This window comes from Aminobacter aganoensis, from assembly GCF_014206975.1.
Lineage (GTDB): Bacteria > Pseudomonadota > Alphaproteobacteria > Rhizobiales > Rhizobiaceae > Aminobacter > Aminobacter aganoensis.
In genome coordinates this window covers 33,244-53,239 of record NZ_JACHOU010000005.1, presented here as the reverse complement: position 1 = coordinate 53,239, position 19,996 = coordinate 33,244, and the positions used below count along the sequence as shown (strand labels likewise).

Annotated in this window: 20 protein-coding genes; 15 read left to right on the top strand and 5 right to left on the bottom strand. The window is 66.0% G+C overall.

The window, feature by feature from the left end; all coding sequences use genetic code 11:
• Window positions 1–30: 30 nt before the first annotated feature.
• Both GGR00_RS12700 and GGR00_RS12695 read left to right on the top strand, forming a co-directional pair.
• A complete protein-coding gene (locus tag GGR00_RS12700) occupies window positions 31–471 on the top strand; it encodes a pseudoazurin (protein WP_184699610.1) in 441 nt (146 codons plus the stop codon).
• A gap of 78 nt (window positions 472–549) precedes the next feature.
• A complete protein-coding gene (locus GGR00_RS12695) occupies window positions 550–1,755 on the top strand; it encodes an NnrS family protein (protein WP_184699609.1) in 1,206 nt (401 codons plus the stop codon).
• A gap of 79 nt (window positions 1,756–1,834) precedes the next feature.
• Here the strand turns inward: GGR00_RS12695 and GGR00_RS12690 are convergent, their stop codons facing one another.
• From GGR00_RS12690 to GGR00_RS12675, 4 genes are all read right to left on the bottom strand, one after another.
• A complete protein-coding gene (locus tag GGR00_RS12690; RefSeq protein WP_055970035.1) occupies window positions 1,835–2,707 on the bottom strand; it encodes an SUMF1/EgtB/PvdO family nonheme iron enzyme in 873 nt (290 codons plus the stop codon).
• A gap of 74 nt (window positions 2,708–2,781) precedes the next feature.
• Window positions 2,782–3,900 carry a copper-containing nitrite reductase gene (gene nirK / locus GGR00_RS12685; protein WP_184699608.1) on the bottom strand — a complete coding sequence of 373 codons (1,119 nt, stop codon included), beginning with the start codon at window positions 3,898–3,900 and terminating at the stop codon, window positions 2,782–2,784.
• Window positions 3,901–4,102: 202 nt separating this feature from the next.
• Entirely contained in the window at window positions 4,103–4,552 is a 450-nt protein-coding gene (locus GGR00_RS12680) for a hemerythrin domain-containing protein (RefSeq protein WP_184699607.1), read from the bottom strand.
• A gap of 16 nt (window positions 4,553–4,568) precedes the next feature.
• Window positions 4,569–4,724 (bottom strand): hypothetical protein, encoded by a 156-nt coding sequence (locus tag GGR00_RS12675; protein WP_156381067.1) that lies wholly within the window; start codon window positions 4,722–4,724, stop codon window positions 4,569–4,571.
• Between the two features lie 105 nt (window positions 4,725–4,829).
• Here GGR00_RS12675 and GGR00_RS12670 point away from each other — a divergent pair, with 105 nt between their 5' ends.
• The 6 genes from GGR00_RS12670 (at window position 4,830) to GGR00_RS12645 (ending at window position 10,427) form a co-directional block, all read left to right on the top strand.
• Window positions 4,830–5,387 carry a cytochrome c oxidase subunit 3 gene (locus tag GGR00_RS12670; RefSeq protein ID WP_184699606.1) on the top strand — a complete coding sequence of 186 codons (558 nt, stop codon included), beginning with the start codon at window positions 4,830–4,832 and terminating at the stop codon, window positions 5,385–5,387.
• Between the two features lie 5 nt (window positions 5,388–5,392).
• Window positions 5,393–5,665, top strand: a complete 273-nt coding sequence (locus tag GGR00_RS12665) for a cytochrome C oxidase subunit IV family protein (protein ID WP_055970026.1) — start codon at window positions 5,393–5,395, stop codon at window positions 5,663–5,665.
• A gap of 160 nt (window positions 5,666–5,825) precedes the next feature.
• The gene (locus tag GGR00_RS12660; protein WP_184699605.1) at window positions 5,826–6,278 is read left to right on the top strand and encodes a c-type cytochrome; all 453 of its coding nucleotides are present in this window, start codon (window positions 5,826–5,828) and stop codon (window positions 6,276–6,278) included.
• A gap of 10 nt (window positions 6,279–6,288) precedes the next feature.
• Window positions 6,289–7,635, top strand: coding sequence for a cbb3-type cytochrome c oxidase subunit I (locus GGR00_RS12655; protein WP_184699604.1), 1,347 nt, complete (start codon window positions 6,289–6,291; stop codon window positions 7,633–7,635).
• A 72-nt stretch (window positions 7,636–7,707) separates the two neighbouring features.
• A complete protein-coding gene (locus tag GGR00_RS12650; RefSeq protein ID WP_055970017.1) occupies window positions 7,708–8,520 on the top strand; it encodes a CbbQ/NirQ/NorQ/GpvN family protein in 813 nt (270 codons plus the stop codon).
• An 8-nt stretch (window positions 8,521–8,528) separates the two neighbouring features.
• Entirely contained in the window at window positions 8,529–10,427 is a 1,899-nt protein-coding gene (locus tag GGR00_RS12645) for a nitric oxide reductase activation protein NorD (RefSeq protein WP_055970013.1), read from the top strand.
• Between the two features lie 158 nt (window positions 10,428–10,585).
• On the opposite strand, the gene hemN is transcribed toward GGR00_RS12645, so the two are convergent.
• A complete protein-coding gene (hemN, locus tag GGR00_RS12640) occupies window positions 10,586–11,938 on the bottom strand; it encodes an oxygen-independent coproporphyrinogen III oxidase (RefSeq protein ID WP_055970010.1) in 1,353 nt (450 codons plus the stop codon).
• A 209-nt stretch (window positions 11,939–12,147) separates the two neighbouring features.
• Here hemN and GGR00_RS12635 point away from each other — a divergent pair, with 209 nt between their 5' ends.
• The 7 genes from GGR00_RS12635 (at window position 12,148) to nirB (ending at window position 19,992) form a co-directional block, all read left to right on the top strand.
• Window positions 12,148–12,432: a DUF2249 domain-containing protein gene (locus tag GGR00_RS12635; RefSeq protein WP_055970005.1), complete on the top strand. Its 285-nt coding sequence runs from the start codon at window positions 12,148–12,150 to the stop codon at window positions 12,430–12,432.
• Between the two features lie 237 nt (window positions 12,433–12,669).
• The gene (locus tag GGR00_RS12630) at window positions 12,670–13,260 is read left to right on the top strand and encodes a VOC family protein (RefSeq protein ID WP_055970620.1); all 591 of its coding nucleotides are present in this window, start codon (window positions 12,670–12,672) and stop codon (window positions 13,258–13,260) included.
• A gap of 20 nt (window positions 13,261–13,280) precedes the next feature.
• The gene (locus GGR00_RS12625; protein WP_055970002.1) at window positions 13,281–13,973 is read left to right on the top strand and encodes a glutathione S-transferase family protein; all 693 of its coding nucleotides are present in this window, start codon (window positions 13,281–13,283) and stop codon (window positions 13,971–13,973) included.
• 78 nt (window positions 13,974–14,051) lie between these two features.
• Complete coding sequence (locus GGR00_RS12620) at window positions 14,052–14,648, top strand: ANTAR domain-containing response regulator (protein ID WP_055969999.1); 597 nt, start codon at window positions 14,052–14,054, stop codon at window positions 14,646–14,648.
• Entirely contained in the window at window positions 14,645–15,880 is a 1,236-nt protein-coding gene (locus GGR00_RS12615; RefSeq protein WP_055969996.1) for a CmpA/NrtA family ABC transporter substrate-binding protein, read from the top strand. Before GGR00_RS12620 ends, GGR00_RS12615 begins: the two co-directional genes overlap by 4 nt.
• A 348-nt stretch (window positions 15,881–16,228) precedes the next feature.
• Window positions 16,229–17,521 (top strand): MFS transporter, encoded by a 1,293-nt coding sequence (locus tag GGR00_RS12610; RefSeq protein ID WP_055969993.1) that lies wholly within the window; start codon window positions 16,229–16,231, stop codon window positions 17,519–17,521.
• Between the two features lie 20 nt (window positions 17,522–17,541).
• On the top strand, window positions 17,542–19,992 hold the full coding sequence (gene nirB / locus GGR00_RS12605) for a nitrite reductase large subunit NirB (RefSeq protein WP_055969990.1): 2,451 nt from the start codon (window positions 17,542–17,544) through the stop codon (window positions 19,990–19,992).
• Window positions 19,993–19,996: the final 4 nt, after the last annotated feature.

The following is a 19,996-nucleotide window of genomic DNA, read 5'->3' as shown; positions in this document are numbered from 1 at the left end:
CTGGAGCCGTCGTGAAAGGAAAGAAAGATCATGAAATACGCCATTGCTACCGCAGCCGCGTTCGCAGCCATGCTTCTGGCCGGTGCCGCGCAGGCCGCCGATTACCAGGTTCAGATGCTGAACAAGGGCGAAAAGGGCTCCATGGTGTTCCAGCCCGACTACATCGTCGCTGCACCCGGCGACACCATCACGTTCGTGCCGACCGACAAGTCGCATGACGCAGAGAGCATCAAGGGCATGATCCCCGAGGGGGCGACGCCGTTCAAGGGCAAGATGAACGAGCAGATCACCATCACGGTCGACAAGGAAGGCGTCTACGGCGTCAAGTGCACGCCGCATTACGGCATGGGCATGGTGGCGCTGATCGTGGTCGGCAAGCCGACCAATCTCGAGGCGGCCAAGGTGGTCAAGCAGACCGGCAAGGCCAAGAAGACTTTCGAGGCGCTTCTGGCCCAGGTTCCCGCCAACTGAGTGCGGCGTATCCATATCTGTCTCTAAGCCAGCCGGGTGGAACGGTTCCGCCCGGCATTTCCCGTTGGAGGGGCTGTCATGGCTATTCCACGCGTTCGGCCGGGAAACTATCCCGCCGTGCTTTCCTACGGCTTTAGGCCGTTTTTCCTGCTCGGCTCGCTCTATGCCGGCCTGACCATCCTGGCATGGCTGCCGATGCTCTCCGGACGGCTCGAGACCGCGAGCGTGTTTGCGCCGGTCGACTGGCATATCCACGAGTTGATCTTCGGCTACGTCGCGGCCATCGTCACCGGGTTCCTGCTGACCGCCATTCCCAACTGGACGGGCCGGTTGCCGGTGCAGGGGCTGCCGCTGGCGGCACTGGTGGCGATCTGGCTGGCCGGCCGCCTGGCGGTATTCTTCTCGGTCGACATCGGCTGGCTCGTCGCCGCCCTAATCGACAGCTCGTTCCTGCTGGCGGTCGCCGTCGCAGCCGCCGTCGAGATCATCGCCGGCCGCAACTGGCGTAACCTCAAAGTGCTCGTGCCGGTCAGCATCCTGTTCGCCGCCAATGTCGCCTATCATCTCGAGGTGCATGTCAATGGCGAGGCCGACATCGCCCGCCGGCTCGGGATCGGCGCCACCGTGATCCTGATCATGATCATCGGCGGCCGCATCATCCCGAGCTTTACCCGTAACTGGCTGGCGCGCCAGACGCCGGGACGGTTGCCGGTGCCGTTCAATCGCTTCGACGCCGTCACGATTCTGGGCTCGGCAGTCGCCCTTCTGGCCTGGACCTGCTTCCCGGATCATGTGGCGAGCGGCGCGGCATTGCTCGCGGCAGGAGCACTCAACGTGGCAAGGCTCGGCCGCTGGGCCGGCGACCGCACCTGGCGCGATCCGCTGGTGGTCATCCTGCATGTTGCCTATGCCTTCGTGCCGGTGGGCTTCTTGCTGGCGGCACTTGCGGTTCTCCTGCCCGATGCCGTGGCGCCGGCCGCCGGCCTGCATGCCTTCGGCACCGGCGCCATCGGGGCGATGACGCTTGCAGTGATGTCGCGGGCCACGCTGGGGCACACCGGACGCGCGCTGCATGCCGGCAACGCCACCTGCATGGTCTTCGTTGCGGTCGTCGCGTCGGCAATACTCAGGATCGCCTACGCTTTCCTGCCCGGCACGACATCGCTGCTGCACGCGTCGGCTGCCGCATGGACACTCGCTTTCCTGGGCTATGCGGCAGTCTATGGCGGCATGCTGCTGCGGCCCAAGCTGCGCGCGCGGCAGGCCAACGCGGCGCCGTCGTGACAAGGCTGGCCTGAACTCCGCGGAAACGAGAAAGGCCCGGATCTCCATCGGAGGTCCGGGCCTTTTGCCGTTGGAACGCCTAGCCGGTGGCGCCGCGCCAGAGCGCCCTGAAGGCCGACAGCATCGACGGGCGCTCCCTGACGAGGCGGATGCCGAGATTGTCGGGTGGCAGGCCTGCCGCGCAGCCGCCGCTCTTGCCGTCGCGAATGAAGAACGACATGTAGCCGCGATGCTTGCCGGCGACGACGCGCACGCCGCAATTGTCGGTGCTGGTGTCGACGCGCCCGTTCCCGTCGAGCGCCACCCTGCGGTAGCAGGTCGTCGTCCACTCCCAGACATTGCCGCCGACATCGTGGAGGCCGTTGGAATTGGCGCCGAAATGTCCCTGCGGCTTGGGCTCGGGGTCGCGGCCTTTCGCTGCCTCGGCCTCGCCGCGGTAGCGCGCCAGCCAGCGGGCGATGGCGTCGCTGCCGCCGTCGGGGTCGATGCCATGGTCGCTGAAACGCTCGGCCGCGGCGAAAGCCCATTCCTCGTCGGTCGGCAGCCGCCAGCCTTCTCCCGTCTTGTCCGACAGCCACTGGGCATAGGCGTTGGCATCGCGGAAGCTGACGCCCGTCGCGGGCAGGTTAGCCGCGCGCTGGACCGCGCCATCCGCCGGAGCGCATGCTCCATCTGCGACGCAGAGGGCATAGTCGGCGGCGCCGACCTGATAGGCCATGATGTCGAAGGAGCGGCGGAAGCGGACGCGATCCTCCGGCGCATCGACCGGGCGCTCGGCGGTCTGGAACTCGCCGGGCAGCCTGTAGGCCAGCCGGCCCGGGGCAATGGCAACCGTCTGCGGCGAGGCCATTGCCGGCTGGGCGGTCGGCCCGGCCGGATCACGGGTCAGGTAAACGGCCAGCGCGATGGCGGGAACCACGAGCGCGGTGGTCAGGAGTAAGCCGGGTTTCATCGATTTCATCCTTCAAAAAAACGGCCCGCAGGCATGCCGGCGGGCCGAGTTGGACAGTGAAAGGAGCCCGCCGGTCAGTTGGTCGGGATCGGGCCGGGTGCCTGGACCTGCTTCATCAGGTCGTCGTCCCATTCACCCTCGACCATCACGTGGGCGGTTGCACCGAGTTCGGCTGCCTCGATCAGGTTGTGGTTGACGTAGGCGTAGACACCCGGCTGCAGGAAGGTGTAGAGCGCCGCCCCCGCAGATCCGCCGCGGATGAACCAGGTCTCCAGGTCCTTGGCCGGGGCGTTGACGAACTTGCCTTCTTCCCAGACATGGTCGCCATGGCCGCCGATCAGGTGAGGCCGGCTGTCGCGGTTGGCTTGGGCGTGGACGAACAGCACCGTTTCGCCGACCTTGGCCTTCAGCGCGTTGTCACCCGTGAGCGAACCGACCTTGCCGTTGAAGACGACGTGGGTCGGTATCAGGCCGCGCATCACCTTGAGCGTCTCGTCATAGCTGTCGCCGAGGCTCTCGTACTTCTTGTACTTGCCGTTCTCGTCGCGCGGCACATAGAGGTCATGCTCGCCGATGTAGAAGATGCGGTCGTATTTCAGCGGCTTGCCGGCGCCGTCCTTCAGCCCGTCGCGAGGCAGGACCATGACGGCGCCGCTCATGCCGGAGACGACGTGCCAGGGGATCATGCCGGTCGGCGCGCAGTGGTAGACGAAGGTGCCGGTGCGGGTCGCCTTCCAGCGCAGCACCGCCTGTTCGCCCGGGTTGACGTGGGTCAGCGCACCACCGCCCAGCGCGCCGGTGGCGGCATGGAAGTCGATGTTGTGCGGCATCTCGTTGCTCTCGGGATTGACCAGCGTCAGTTCGACATAGTCGCCTTCGTGGACGATCATCAACGGGCCGGGCATGGAGCCTTCATAGGTCATCGCCTGGAGCGTCGTGCCTTCGTCGTCGATCACCATAGGCAGTTCCTTGATGGTCATCCGGTATTCGATGACCTTGGGGCCGCCCTTGGCGATCTGGTCGTGAGGGTGGGCGAAGGGCGGGGCGACAAGGTCGACCTTGACCCGCGGCAGGCCGGCGATGTCGGCCACCTTGGCCTGCGCCAGCGCCGGAGTTGCGATGACCGAGCCCAGGAGCGCGGCCGCTGCCGCACCTGTGGCCGTACCCAAGAGTGCTTCGCGTCGCGTCAACATTTCAGTTCTCCTTCGTGATTGGCGTTGCCTGTTATTACGGTCAGGAGGATAGGCGGCTTGCGGCAAGTGATCTTTGTTGCAGCGCAAACAATTGTTGCAGTGCCGCAACTTGGTCTGCTCTTGCGGAAAATGGCGGGTCGGCAGTACAGCGCCGCAATGCTTGGCCGGGCGGCCAGGACAGCGTCCCGCGCGGGATGCCCTGTCAGTCGGGGCAGGAGGTCGTCCGCAGTGCGGCGAGCAGGTTCTGCTCGCATGCCACATGGCGGCGAACAGCCAGGAAATAGGCGCGCAGCATGTAGCCTATCGCATCCCAGGAGCGCTTGCCGCCACCGCGCGACAGGCCAACGAGGATGCGGACTATTTCGTCGGCGGCAGCATTGTCCTGCGCATGTTCCAGTCGCAGCCGGTCGATCGTCGCCCCGGTGCCGGCAGCGGGCAGGCGACCAAGGGCGGCGGGAAAGAGGATTTCCTCCTCCAGCCTGTTTGCGGCTTCGATGGCCGGCTTGAGCTCGGCGGCGATTTGCCGGCAGAGCCTGCGGTCGGGACGAGGAAGGGAATCGGCGACGGCCTCCAGGCTGTCGCAGATCTGCAGCGTCGCGCGATAAAGCCTGTGCAGTTCGGTGAAACCAGCCGTCGAATTGGGATCGCTCATCGCGGCGCTGCAACGTCTACTGGTTGAAGAACAGCACTGCGGCAATGGCGATCGAGGCGAGCACCGCGGAAGCTGCCCCCGTGCGCTGCAGCACACCCATGCGATAGAGCAGCAGCGCGAAGCCGACGATGATCGGCGTGGCGACCGAAAGGCCGAATTGGGCGTTGCTCATCGCGGGCTCCGTTGACTGATCCGATGTCGCGATGTCGCAGATTTTCGCGCCCGCCACCTTGCGCAAACGCAAAGAAGCCTTGCCGCCGCCTGCCTAAGAAGCAGCATGGACATGACTGTTTCGACGCGCGCGCAGGAAGACGAGGCGCCGGACGCCGGCGATTTCCTGCTCTGGATCCTGGTGTGGAGCGAACTCGCCGCCTTCGGCATCCTGCTTGTCGCCTTCATGGTTGCCGGCGTCGTGCAGGCGGACCAGTTCGCCGCTGCGCGGCTCCACCTGAACGCGCCGCTCGCCGCGTTGAACACCGCCGTGCTGCTGACCAGCGGCTGGCAGGCGGCGCGCGCGGCACGGCCCGGGGCGACACGCGGCGAGGCCAGGGGCGCGCTCATCGTGGCTGCCCTTTTCGGCCTGCTGTTCGTCGCCATCAAGCTGTTCGAATACCGCGGCGAGATCGGACATACCGGCGATGAAGCCTATGGCGTGTTCTTCGAACTCTATTTCCTGCTGACCGGTTTCCACCTGCTGCACGTCGCCTTCGGCGCGCTGGTGCTGCTGCTGGTCAGCTGGCGCGTCGGACGTGCCAACGTCGTCCTCATCACCACGCTGTGGCATGTCTTCGACCTGATCTGGATCGTCATGTTCCCGCTGGTCTACCTGGCGTGAGCGGCATGACGGACGGCTCCCTCCGGCGGCTTGCCCGCTCCTGGCTCTTCCTCCTCGCTTTGACCGGGGCAAGCGTTGTGGCCGTGCGCTTTGGCGGCGCTGCGGCCGGAGCCTCGCTCGTTCTCGGCCTCGCCATGCTCAAGGCCCGCCTCGTCATCCTGGATTTCATGGGCCTGCGCGGCCAGGCGGCGATGTCGCGCGCGTTGCTGGGCTGGTGCCTGGTGCTTGCGCTGGGCGGCGCGGCAAAGACGATCGCTGTTGCGATGGCGGTTGGCTGAGCCGCGGGCGACTTGTTTGCCAAAACGCAAAGAAGCTCTTCCCCAAACCCATAGAAGGTTCCCGTCCGGGTAACCGGAGACCGCCGGGCTGTGCCTGTCGGGAGGGAAAACGATCGGGCCGATCCGCTGGCGCGGCCACCTGACTGGAAAGGATCACGTGATGGCAGAACGCCTCACAAAAACGGGGGCTCGAAACGTCTTCTACGGCGGTTCGATCTTCTTCTTCGCAATCTTCGTCGGGCTGACGGCCCACAGCCATTTCTACATCCGCACGACCTCCACGGACGAGACGACGCTGACGGACTCTGTCGCGCGCGGCAAGCACGTCTGGGAAAAGAATTCCTGCATAAACTGCCACACCATCTTGGGCGAGGGCGCCTATTTCGCGCCCGAACTCGGCAATGTCTGGAAGCGCTACGGCGGCGAGAGCGACCCCGAGGGTGCGCGCGAAACGCTGAAGGCCTGGATGGCGGCGCAGCCGTCGGGGATCGAGGGCCGGCGCCAGATGCCGCAGTTCAACCTGAACGACGAGGAACTGAACGACCTGGCCGACTTCCTCGAATGGACCAGCCGCATCAACACCCAGAAGTGGCCCCCGAACGAGGCAGGCTGAGGAGACAGACATGAAATACGAAACGCAAAAGGTCGCGATGACCTATTTCTACGGCGCCCTGGTCCTGTTTTTGGCCCAGGTCGCCTTCGGCGTGCTCGCCGGCCTCGTCTATGTCGTGCCCAACACGCTGTCGGAGCTGCTGCCGTTCAACATCATCCGCATGATCCATACCAACGCGCTGGTGGTCTGGCTGTTGATGGGCTTCATGGGCGCAACCTACTACCTGCTGCCCGAGGAGACCGAGACCGAACTCTACAGCCCGAAGCTGGCGATCCTCCAGTTCTGGATGTTCTTCATCGCGGCCGGTATCGCCGTGGTCGGCTACCTGTTCCGCATCCACGAGGGCCGCGAGTTCCTCGAGCAGCCCTTCGTCATCAAGGTGGGCATCGTCGTGGTCGTGCTGATGTTCCTGTTCAACATCACCATGACGGCACTGAAGGGACGCAAGACCGCCGTCACCAACATCCTGCTGTTCGGGCTCTGGGCGCTGGCGATCTTCTTCCTGTTCTCGTTCTACAATCCGTCAAACCTGGCGCTCGACAAGATGTACTGGTGGTACGTCATCCATCTCTGGGTCGAGGGCGTGTGGGAACTGATCATGGCGTCGGTGCTCGCCTTCCTGATGATCAAGCTCAACGGCGTCGATCGCGAGGTGGTGGAGAAGTGGCTCTACGTCATCGTCGGCCTCGCCCTGTTTTCGGGCATCCTCGGCACCGGCCACCACTATTACTGGATCGGCGCGCCGGGCTACTGGCAATGGATCGGTTCGCTGTTTTCGACGCTCGAAGTGGCGCCGTTCTTCTCCATGGTGCTGTTCACCTTCCACATGACCTGGAAGGCCGGCCGCAATCACCCCAACAAGGCAGCGCTGCTGTGGTCCATCGGCTGCTCGGTCATGGCCTTCTTCGGTGCCGGCGTCTGGGGCTTTTTGCACACACTGTCGTCGGTCAACTACTACACCCACGGCACGCAGGTGACGGCGGCGCACGGGCATCTCGCCTTCTTCGGCGCCTATGTGATGCTCAATCTCGCCATGATGGCCTATGCCATTCCCGAGATCAAAGGCCGCGCGCCCTATAACCAGTGGCTCAACATCACCAGCTTCTGGATGATGGTCACGGCGATGTCGGTGATGACCTTCGCGCTGACCTTCGCCGGTGTCGTTCAGGTGCATCTCCAGCGCGTGCTGGGCGAGAGCTTCATGGACGTGCAGGACCAGCTGGCCCTGTTCTACTGGGTGCGCCTCGGCTCCGGCGTCATCGTGGTGATCTCGGCGCTGATGTTCATGTGGGCCGTGCTGGTGCCCGGCCGTGAGCGCAGCGAGAAGCCGGTCCGCGCCCTGCAGCCTGCCGAATGACACCGTTTTCCGGCCCCGGTTCGTCCGGGGCCGGATCCCGCACCTGCGACGCTTCCCCACGGAGTTCCCCCGATGACCATTGCCTTGCCGAATGTCCGCCCCGCCGCCGACAGCCCCGCCTTTTACAGCCCCTCCGGCAATGAATGCAGTCTGTTCGAGCGCGCCTGGGCGCGGCGGCTGCCGCTGCTGCTCAAGGGCCCCACCGGATGCGGCAAGACCCGCTTCGTCAGCCACATGGCGGCGAAGCTCGGCCTGCCGCTGTCCACCGTCTCGTGCCATGACGATCTTGCCGCCGCCGATCTCACCGGCCGTTACCTGCTGATGGGTGGCGATACCGTCTGGGTCGACGGGCCGCTGACGCGCGCCGTGCGCGACGGCGGCATCTGCTATCTCGACGAGATCGTCGAGGCGCGGAAGGACGTTGCCGTGGTGCTGCATCCCCTGACCGACGACCGCCGCATCCTGCCGCTCGAGCGCACCGGCGAAGAGCTGATGGCGCCAGCGAGCTTCATGCTCGTGGTGTCCTACAATCCCGGCTACCAGAACCTGCTGAAAAGCCTGAAGCCGAGCACGCGCCAGCGCTTCGTCGCCATCGAGTTCGATTTCCTGCCCAAGGCGGAGGAGGTCGCGGTGGTGTCGGCGGAAAGCGGGCTGGCCGAAGGCCAGGTCGCGCCGCTGGTCGAACTCGCCCGGCGCATCCGCGCGCTCAAGGGCCACGACCTGGAGGAGGGCGCTTCGACCCGCCTGCTCGTCTATTGTGCCACGCTCATCGATGCCGGCGTGCCGGCGCGCGAAGCCGTGCTTGCCGCGATGATCGAGCCGCTGACCGACGAGCCCGATGTCAAGGCGGCGCTGGTCGAGCTTGCCGATTCCCTGATCCGCTGAGGCCGGCCATGCTTGATTTCCTCGAGCTGGAAGAAACGGTCGGCCGCGCCTGGCATCGCCTGATCGGCCATGTCCAGACCTGGCCGCGCCACCCCGAGCATGCGGTGCATCTGGCCGCGGTGCAGCCGGTGCTGGCGGTCTGCTTCCGCGGTTTCGGCGGCGAGGGTGCGGTCCAGATCGCCACCGTGCGCGGCAAGACATCGGGCCATCGCCTCGGCTGGCGCCAGCGCATGGGCCTCGGGGAGGAGAAGCTCGCCCAGCCGGCGCGCGACGGCTCGTCGCTGATGCTGCCGTCGGTGATCGACCTGTTTCCCGACAAGGGGCTCAACCGCGATCTCTACATCTGGCTTGCGGCCTACATGGCCTTGATGCCGCTCGATCCCATCGTCGAGAGCGACCCGCTGCTGCGCGACCTCGAAGCCTTGCTGAGGGCGGAGGCGACGGTTGCCAGGGTGACGGAAACCTTTCCGGGGCTCGGCCGCCGCTATCGGCGGCTGGCGGCGGCAACGCTTTCTGCGCGCCATCGTGCACCGCTGCCCTCGGTCGAGGCGCATGTCGAGCGGCGCGTGACCAGCCTGCTCAGGCAGCAGGCCGGCCTGCCTGACGATACGCTGCCTGCAATCTTTCCGCACCGCGCTCCGGCGGGGTACCTGCGGATGCTGCCCGTCCCCCTGTGGCCCGACGCGCTGCTGCGGCCGGAGACGGCACCCCGCCGCGACGAGGACGAACCGGTGACCGGCGGCCGCGATGCCGGTGGCGTCGAGATCGAGCGCCAGGTTGCCGTGCGCGAGAACCAGGAGGGGCGCAAGGACGACCGCAGCCCGTTCATCCTTAACCGCTTCGAGAAGATCCTGGCGATGGCCGAGATGGTCAATGTCGACCGTCCCTCGGACGACAGCGACGACGATGCCAAGGCCGCCGAAGACCTCGACGACATGACGCTCGGCGAGCGCAAGGGGCGCCCGGCCTCGCGCTTCCGCTTCGACCTCGACCTGCCGCCGGAAGCACTGGATCGAACGCCGCTGACGGCGGAACTGACCTATCCCGAATGGGATTTCCGGAGCGGCAGCTATCTTGCCGATCATTGCCGCGTGCTGGCGGCGCCTGCCGCGGAAGCCGGGACAGCCGGGGAGCCGGATCTGGAGACCCGGCGCCTCATTCGCCGGGTGCGCCGCCAGTTCGAGGTCTTGAGGCCGCGGCGCGAGATGCTGCGCGCCCAGTTCGACGGTGCCGAGCTCGACCTCGATGCGGTGGTGCGCGGGCGTTGCGACCTTGCCGCCGGCGGCCAGGGCAGCGACCGCATCCACCTGATGAGCCGGCCGCAGGCGCACGACCTCGCCGTCACCATCCTGGTCGACGTGTCGCTCTCGACCGATGCCTGGTTCGACAACCGCCGGGTGCTCGACGTCGAGAAGGAGGCGTTGCTGATCCTGGCCAACGGGCTCGCCGCCTGCGGCGACAACCACTCGATCCTGACCTTCACCTCGCGGCGGCGCGACTGGGTGCGCGTCGAGACCGTCAAGGCCTTCGACGAACCGATGAGCGCTGCGGTCGAGGCCCGTATCGCCGCGCTGAAGCCGGGCTACTACACCCGGATCGGGGCGGCCGTCCGCCACGCCAGCTCGGAGCTGGCCCGGCAGCCCAACCGCAAGAAGCTGCTTCTGGTGCTGACCGACGGCAAGCCCAACGACCTCGACCACTATGAGGGCCGCTTCGCGCTGGAGGACAGCCGGCGCGCGGTGGTGGAGGCGCGGCGCAGCGGCCTTGGCGTCTTCGGCGTGACGGTCGACCGCGAGGCGAAGTCCTACATACCGATGCTGTTCGGCCAGAACGGCTATGCCGTGGTCGGTAACATCTCGAAGCTGCCGGCAGCCCTTCCCGCCATCTATCGCAGCCTTGCAGGATAGGGGGACAAGGTCGCGATGGCGAAAGGCCCGGCGCGCCAGAGCCGGGCCTTTTTGCTTTTGTTGATGAAATGTTAGGCGCCGAGTTCCGTCGCGCGCGCCCTCCGTCCGGCAGGACAGGGGGACGCGAAGGAACGCGACCTTTTCAGGGGACGCTCGGCCTAAGCCGCCTTGCTGTGCGTACGCGCCGACTGGTCGATGTAGGCGTCGAAGGCTGCGGCGACCGCACGGATGACGAAGCGGTGCTCCCGGCTGACATGGACCACGCCGTCGGCAATCGTCACCACGCCGTCGTTGGCCAGTTGCTTCAGCCTGCCATTGCCGGCCAGCAGCGCCGATGGGTCGACGCCGTGCGCCTTGCAGATCGCGCCGACATCGGCGCTGAAATCGCACATCAGGCGTTCGATGATGTCGGCCCGCAGCCGGTCTTCCGCTGTCAGGCGGTAGCCCTTGGCGGTCGCCAGCTTTCCCGAGGCGATGTGCTGGGCATAAAGGCCGGGCGCGACCTCGTTCTGCACATAACCGCCCTTCATGCGGCCGATGGCCGATGCGCCGAAGCCGATCAGGGTCTCGCAATTGTCGGTGGTGTAGCCCTGGAAGTTGCGCCGCAGCCTGCCTGCTTCCTGGACCTTGACGAGGTCGTCGCCGGGCAGTGCGAAATGGTCGAGGCCGATCTGCCTGTAGCCGGCGGCGGTCAGGGTCTCGGCGATAGCTTCCGCTTGGGCATTGCGCGCGGCGCCGTCGGGCAGGGCGGCCTCGTCGATCATGCGCTGGTGCTTCTTGAACGAAGGGATGTGGGCATAGCCGAACACTGCGAAGCGATCGGGCAGCATGGCGATGGCAGCATTGGCGGTGTCGATGCAGGATTGCACCGTCTGGTGCGGCAGGCCGTAGATCAGGTCGAAATTGATGCCGCCGACGCCGGCGCGGCGCAGGTTGTCGGTGGCCTCCGCCGTCTGCTTTTCGGTCTGGATGCGGTTGATCGCCTTCTGCACCACCGGATCGAAGCTCTGGACGCCAAGGCTGGCGCGGGTGACGCCCGCCGCCCCCAGCGCCAGCGCCATCTCGGCCGTCAGCCGCCGCGGGTCGATCTCGACGGCGATGCCGGTTCTGTCGGAGAAGTCGTAATGGTCGCGCAGCAGGGCTGTCAGCGCCAGGAATTCGGCCGGCGAGACGATGGTCGGCGTGCCGCCGCCGAAATGCACCTCGCCAACCGGCAGGCGCTGCGGGATGCGTTGGGCGACCATGCGGATCTCGTCGTGCAGGACGTTGAGATAGTCGAGGATCGGGCGGTCCTGCCTGGTTATGCTGGTGTGGCAGCCGCAGTACCAGCACATTGAGCGGCAGAACGGGATGTGCAGGTACAGCGACACCGGTTCGTTGCATGCCAGCTGCTGCAGCCAGTCGCCATAGGCGCCCGTGCCGATGGCCGGCGAGAAGCGCGGCGCGGTGGGGTAGCTTGTGTAGCGGGGCAGGCGCGCCTCGCCATATTTCTCCAGGATGGTCGGGGGCATGGCTTTTCCAGTTCTGTCGCTGTGACTTGCGACCGATCTAGGCCCTCGGGCGCGAGGTCTCTTTGCGAAATGCCAAGCTGGGGCCATTTCCCCGAATTGTTTGCGTTTCGGCAATCTCGGTCTTCGCCCGTCGCTTTAGGGTTGCCGCATCCGGGGGCAGGCGGCCGCTCCCCCGGCATTTTCCGTTGCGGGCCGAAGGACAGAACGACATGGCAAATGCCGAAGTTGGAACCAACCCGGTCATCGATGTCAGGACCATCCCCAGGATGGAACGCCATCCCCGGATTTTCGCCATGGTCGACGGGCTGTCGCTCGGCGGGACCTTGATCCTGACCAGCGACCATGACCCGCGCCCGCTGCATTACCAGCTCGAAATGGCGTTCCCGACGGAACTCACGTGGGAATATCTGGAGCAGGGGCCGGAGGTCTGGCGCGTCGAGATCGGCCGCAAGGACGGCTCGGGCTGCGACTGCTGCTGCGGCAGCGGCCACTGACGAGGTGGCGGCCGACGGCCCCAGCGCCCAGGCGACCGGCCGGCAGTGCCGCCCTCTCATCGTTCCGACGGAAACAGTCGCAGATGCCGGCGCTTTCTGGCGCAGGGATGGGATTTGATCTAATATCCGCGCCAGGTGCCGGCGCGTGCCGCGGCCGAAAGTGGCAGCGCGGTGTCCGGTCGGTGTCCACCGGTATTTGCTCTATTCGCCCAGCACGTGTGTCGACGGAGGATGGCGATGCGGAAGCTCCAGTCTCAAGGCGTTCACCACATCACGCTGGTCGGCGCCGACAGGAGGACGTCGATCGATTTCTGGGAGGGCGTGCTCGGCATGCCTTTCATCTTCGAACAGCCCAATCTCGACAGGGCCAGCGAGAGCCATCTCTATTTCGATCCCGGCGATGGACGCCTGATCACCATCTTCACCGACGAGAACCGCAAGCCGGCACCCGAGCGGACCCCGACGGACATCGGCTGCGTCCACCACATCGCTTTCGCCGTCTCGCGCGTGACCTTCCTCCAGGCCGTCGCCCGGCTCGACGAGCGCGGCATCAGGCATAGCGGGGTCAAGGACCGCGGCTTCATGGATTCGATCTATTTCGAGGATCCGCTCGGCCTGCTGATCGAACTCGCCTCCTATCGCTTCGAGCCGCCGCACGGCCATACGCACGCCGACGTGCTGATGGAAGCGCACAAGGTGAGGGTGGCGCGCGGCGACTACAACATCGCCGAGATCCACCTGGCCGACGCCATCGAAGCGCTGGCCGAGAGGAGCCGCGCGACGCTCTCGTCCGACCGGACGCCGAAGGATCCCTACACCAAGAGCTGACACAAGCAGGGAGCGATGACATGCCCGACATCAAGCTCAACGTGATCAAGCCCAGCGTCAACAACATGGCCGCGCGCGTGTTCGTCCGTGCCGCCGGTCTCGACTTCGCCGAGAACGACGTGTTCGGCCAGACCAGGTCGCCGGAATACCTGGCCATTTGCCCCGCGCATCTGACGCCGATGATCGAGACGGCGGAGCTTCCGAACGGCGCGCTCTGGGAGAGCTGCGCGATCATGCAGTATCTCAGCAACAAGCACGGGCTGGAGGGGCTTTATCCGAGCAGCCCGGAAAAGCGAGCGATGATCGACAGCGCCATGTTCTACCTGATCGGCACGTTCTATCCGTATCTGGCGCGGGCGACATATCCGGCCCTGAATTTTCCGCAATATCCGGGCGAGGTCGGCTTCAGCGATGCCGATCCTGACAGCAAGGAGAGAGCGCGCAAGGCGGCCGTCGAGGCGCTGGCCGAACCGCTCGACGTCTTCCGCAGCTTCTACATCAAGGACAAGAGGTTCATCGGTGGCGACAGGCCGTCGATCGCCGACATCCGGTTCGCCGCGACGCTGGAATTCCTGGCGGTGATCGACTATCCGCTGCCGGGCTGGGCGAAGGACTATGTCGCGGCGATGGAGGATGCGCTCGGCCAGGCCTATGCCGAGCCTGCGGCCGACGTCCGTGGCTATATCGGTTATGTGAGGTCGCAGGCCCACTGAGGCGCAAGATCCGCAGCCGACGCGTGCACGACGTCGATTGCCGCATTGCACAATCGACCGAGGCGCGCAAGATAGGGCATGGTCGCCAAACCTCTCGCCGTGCTCGTGATAGACGAAAACCGCATCCGCGCCTCGATTATCGAGGCGGGGCTGCGCGAGGCCGGCCATGACGATGTGACGCTCGTCCACGACGTTGCCGGCATCGCCCGGCGTATCGCCGAGATCAATCCCGACGTCATCGTCATCGACCTGGAAAATCCCAACCGCGACATGCTGGAGGACATGTTTCAGCTGTCGCGCGCGGTGAAGCGGCCGATCGCCATGTTCGTCGACCGCTCCGATAGCGCCTCGATCGAGGCGGCGGTCGATGCCGGTGTGTCGGCCTATGTCGTCGACGGGCTGAAGCGCGAGCGGGTCAAGCCGATCCTCGACATGGCGGTGAGCCGCTTCAATGCGTTTTCGCGCCTGTCGCGGGAACTGGAGGAGGCGCGCAGCGAGCTCGAGGACCGCAAGCTGCTCGACCGGGCCAAGGGCATCCTGATGAAGTCGCGCGGTATGTCCGAGACGGAGGCTTATGCGCTTCTGCGCAAGGCGGCGATGAACCAGAACCGCAAGCTGTCGGAGATCGCGCAGAGCCTCGTGACTGCCGCCGGACTGCTGGGAGACGACGCATGACCGACGCCCGCTTCGAGATCTCCGCCGGTTTCCTGCCACTGCTCGACAGCGCGCTGCTGGTCGCCGCCAGGGAGAAGGGCTTTGCCGCGGCCGAGGGCATCGAACTCACGCTTGTGCGTGAGACGTCGTGGGCCAGCATCCGCGACCGGCTCGCCGTCGGGCATTTCCAGGTGGCGCACATGCTGGGGCCGATGCCTATCGCCTGCAATCTCGGGCTGACGCCGCTGGCCGCGACCACCGTCGTGCCGATGGCGCTGGGCCTCGGCGGCAACGCCGTCACCGTGTCGAATGCGCTGTGGCGCGAGATGGTCGGGCATGGCGCGAGCGGGGATCTTTCGCCCGGCGCCGCTGGCAACGCGCTTCGGGGCGTCGTTGCCGACCGCGCCCGTGCCGGTGCGGCACCGCTGCGTTTTGCCGTCGTGCACCCTTATTCGGGCCACAACTACGAACTGCGCTACTGGCTCGCCGCCTGCGGCATCGATCCCGATCGCGACATCGAGATCGTCATCCTGCCGCCGCCGCTGATGGCCGATGCGCTGGGCTCGGGCGCCCTCGACGGCTTTTGCGCCGGCGAGCCGTGGAATACCGCCGCCGTCATGCTCGGCCATGGCCGCATCGTCACGGTGAAGGCCAAGATCTGGCGCTCCAGCCCGGAAAAGGTGCTGGGCGCCGACGCGCGCTGGGCCGAAGCCAATCCCGATGCGCTGGCGGCATTGCTGCGCGCCATCCATCACGCCGCGCAGTGGTGCGCCTCGCCAGCCAATCGCACTGAGCTTGCAGGCATCATGTCGGCTGCGGCCTATGTCGGGCGTCCGGCCGGCTGGATGTCGCCGGCGCTTTCGGGGCATCTCGGGACATCGACGGACAGTTCCGTCGTGGTCGAGGACTTCTTCGTGCCCCAGGCGAGGGCGGCAACCTTTCCGTGGAAGAGCCACGCGCTGTGGTTCTACAGCCAGATGGTGCGTTGGGGGCAGGCCGGGCACTCGCCCGAGAATGCCGCGATTGCCCGCGAAACCTACCGGCCCGATCTCTACCGGGCCGCGCTCAAGCCGCTGGGTGCGGCCCTGCCGGGGGCGAACGCCAAGGTCGAGGGCGCGCTGCCCGTGCCGACGCCGGTCGGGTCGGCTGGAGCCAGCCTCGTGCTCGGACCGGACGGCTTCTTCGACGGCGGCCTGTTCGATCCCGACGATCTCGACGGCTACATCGCCGCCCAGCGGGTTCTCGGCGGCTGACTTGCCGTCAATTTTTGTGCACTGCACATGAAATAGGCATGGACCGTTGCCGGCTGTACATCCCTTGAGCGCCGGGCACCTGGACGGTCTGCATCGTCGTTAGTGCATAACTATCTGAAAGTAAACGGAATTGCCGCAGCCCCGCCGAGCTGGCATGGTTTGTGCATTGCGATAGACGAGGCTGAAAGGCCAGACATATCGGCGTCCAGTGGCGGGCGCCCCAGGCAAAGCTGCCGACCAGACGACCGCGATCCCGGATGTACGGACGCGCGACCCTGGCCGGCAGCTTTTTTGTTTTCGCGATCCAGACCAGCGCGGCGCCTCCCACGCCGCACAACGGAGCCGACAATGACCGCACCCTTCCAAGCCGCGCCGAGCCAGGACAATGCTCCGGCCAGGGCGCTTGCCATCTCCACCCTCGCTTTCACCGTCTGCTTTGCCGTGTGGACGATCTTTTCGATCATCGGCGTGCGCATCAAGCAGGAGCTCGGCCTGTCCGAGACGCAATTCGGGTTGCTGATCGGCACCCCGATCCTGACCGGCTCGCTGGTGCGCATCGTGCTCGGCGTGTGGACCGACCGTTTCGGCGGGCGTCTCGTCTACACCGCGACCATGCTGGCTGCGGCCATCGCCACCTTCCTGCTCGCCTTCGCCCAGACCTATGCGCAGATGCTGGTCGCCGCGCTGGGCGTCGGCCTCGCCGGCGGTTCGTTTGCGGTCGGGGTCGCCTATGTCTCGCGCTTCTTTCCCTCGGGCAGGCAGGGGACCGCACTCGGCATCTTCGGCGTCGGCAATGTCGGTGCCGCCATCACCAAGTTCCTCGCGCCCTTCGTGCTGCTCGCCGGCGGTTGGCAGGAGGTGGCGGTGATCTGGGCAGCTTGCCTCGGCTTCATGGCCTTCATCTTCTGGTTCGGCAGCGAAGACGACCCCGTCATCCGCCAGCGCCGCATCCAGGGCGCCCAGCCCAGGAGCTTCTGGAGCGAGTTCGCGCCGCTCCGCAACGTCCAGGTCTGGCGCTTCGGCCTCTATTACTTCTTCTCCTTCGGTGCCTTCGTCGCACTTGCGCTGTGGCTGCCGCGCTACCTGATCGGCGTCTACGGCTTCGACATCGTCACCGCCGGCATGATCGGCGCCGCCTATTCGATCCCGGCCAGCATCTTCCGCGCCTATGGCGGCGTGCTGTCCGACCGGGTCGGCGCGCGGACGGTGATGTACTGGACCTTCGGCATGTCGGCCATCGCGACGCTGATCCTGTCGCTGCCGACGGCCGACTATGTCGTGCGCGGCATCAGCGGGCCGATGTCGTTCCATTTCGAGGTCGGGCCGGCAGCCTTCATGGTCGTCGCCTTCGTGCTCGGCTTCTTCATGAGCCTGGGCAAGGCCGCCGTCTACAAGCACATTCCGGCCTACTACCCCGACAATGTCGGCGCCGTCGGCGGTGTCGTCGGCATGATCGGCGGCCTTGGCGGCTTCATCCTGCCCATCGCCTTCGGCGCGCTCAACGACCTCACCGGCCTGTGGTCGAGCTGCTTCATGCTGCTGTTCGCCATCGTCGTCGCCTCGCTCGTCTGGATGCACCTGTCGATCCGCAGGCTGTCGCGCGACAGCGCCGGCGAGCCGCTTCCCCTCACTGCCCAGTGATACCCTCAAGGAACACCGTTATGACCGAGAGACTTGTCATCATCGGCAACGGCATGGCCCCCGGGCGCATGCTGGAGCATCTGTTGGAAGCGGCGCCCGGCCGCTACCAGGTCACCATCTTCAACGCCGAGCCGCGCGTGAACTACAACCGCATCATGCTGTCGCCGGTCCTGTCGGGTGAGAAGGGCTATGAAGAGATCATCATCCACGGCGACGGCTGGTACATCAAGCACGGCATCACGCTCTACAAGGGCCACAGGATCGTTGCCATCGACCGCGCGGCCAAGACCGTCACGTCAGATCATGGCGTGACCGAGCCCTATGACAGGCTGGTCATCGCCACCGGCTCGGTGCCGTTCGTCATCCCTGTGCCCGGCAACGACATGGCCGGGGTGCTGAGCTACCGCGACCTCGACGACGTCAACGCCATGCTGCTTGCCGCCCAATCGCGGGCCAAGGCGATCGTCATCGGCGGTGGCCTGCTCGGCCTCGAGGCCGCAGCCGGCCTGCAGGCGCGCGGCATGGACGTGACCGTGCTGCACGTCATGCCGACGCTGATGGAGCGCCAGCTCGACCCGGCCGCCGGCTACCTGCTGCAGAAGGCAGTCGAGGCGCGCGGCATCAAGGTCATGACCAAGGCCAACACCAAGGCCATCGTCGGCAAGGGCAGGGTCGAGGGCGTGGAACTGGCCTGCGGCACCATCGTGCCGGCTACGCTCGTCGTCATGGCGGTCGGCATCCGGCCCAATGCGGCGATCGCCAGGGATGCCGGCATCGAGACCAATCGCGGCATCGTCGTCGACCAGGGCATGCGCACCTCCGATCCCGACATCCTGGCGCTCGGCGAGTGCGCCGAGGTTGGCGGCCAGGTCTACGGGCTCGTCGCGCCGCTCTACGAGATGGCGCGGGTCGCTGCCGCCCATCTCGCCGGCGACGAGGCGGCCGCCTTCGTCCACTCCGACACGCCGACCAAGCTCAAGGTCACCGGCATCGACCTCTATTCGCTCGGCGATTTCGCCGATGGCGACGACCGCGAGGAGATCGTGCTTCGCGACGCCGCTGCCGGCGTCTACAAGCGGCTGGTGCTGAGGGACAACCGTGTCATCGGCACCGTGCTCTATGGCGATACCGGCGACGGCGCCTGGTTCAACGATCTCAAGAAGAAGCGGACTGACATCTCCGAGATGCGCGAGACGCTGATCTTCGGCCAGGCCTATCAGGGAGGATCGCCGCTGGACCCTATGGCGGCCGTTGCGGCACTGGCGGATGATGCGGAAATCTGCGGCTGCAACGGCGTCTGCAAGGGCAAGATCACCGGCACCATCACCGAAAAGGGGCTGACGTCGCTCGACGACGTGCGGGCGCATACCAAGGCGTCGGCCTCGTGCGGTTCCTGCACTGGACTGGTCGAGCAGCTGATGTCGCTTACCCTCGGCGACAGCTACAACCCCGCCGCCGTGCAGCCGATGTGCACATGCACCGATCTCGGCCATGACGACGTGCGCCGGCTGATCAAGGCCAAGGGGCTGAAGACGATCCCCGAGATGATGCAGGAGCTGCAGTGGAAGACTTCCTGCGGCTGTGCCAAGTGCCGGCCAGCGCTCAACTATTACCTCGTCTGCGACTGGCCGGATGAATATGCCGACGACTACCAGTCGCGCTTCATCAACGAGCGCGTGCACGCCAACATCCAGAAGGACGGCACCTATTCGGTGGTGCCGCGGATGTGGGGCGGGGTGACGAATGCCAGCGAGTTGCGCGCCATCGCCGATGTCGTCGACAAGTTCGAGATACCGCTGGTCAAGGTGACCGGCGGCCAGCGCATCGACATGCTGGGCATCCGCAAGGAAGACCTGCCGGCGGTGTGGTCCGATCTCGGCAAGGCCGGCTTCGTCTCGGGGCACGCATATGCCAAGGGGCTTCGCACGGTGAAGACCTGCGTCGGCTCCGACTGGTGCCGTTTCGGCACCCAGGATTCGACCGGGCTCGGCATCCGCATCGAAAAGTTCATGTGGGGCTCGTGGACCCCGGCCAAGCTCAAGATGGCGGTGTCCGGTTGCCCGCGCAACTGTGCCGAGGCGACCTGCAAGGATGTCGGCGTGATCTGCGTGGACTCCGGCTTCGAGATCCACTTCGCCGGTGCCGCCGGCCTCGACATCAAGGGCACCGAGGTGCTCGGCCTGGTCAGGGACGAGGACGAGGCGCTCGAAGTCATCGTCGCACTGACGCAGATGTATCGCGAGCAGGGCCGATATCTCGAACGCATCTACAAATGGGCCAAGCGTGTCGGCGTGGCCGAGATCAGGCGCCAGATCCTCGACGATGCCGGCAAGCGCCAGGCCTATTACGAGCGCTTCGTCTTCAGCCAGAAATTCGCCCAGGTCGACCCATGGTCGGAGCGCGTCTCCGGCAAGGACAAGCACGAGTTCCGCCCGATGGCGTCGGTCGGTTTTGCGGAGGCAGCGGAATGAGCGA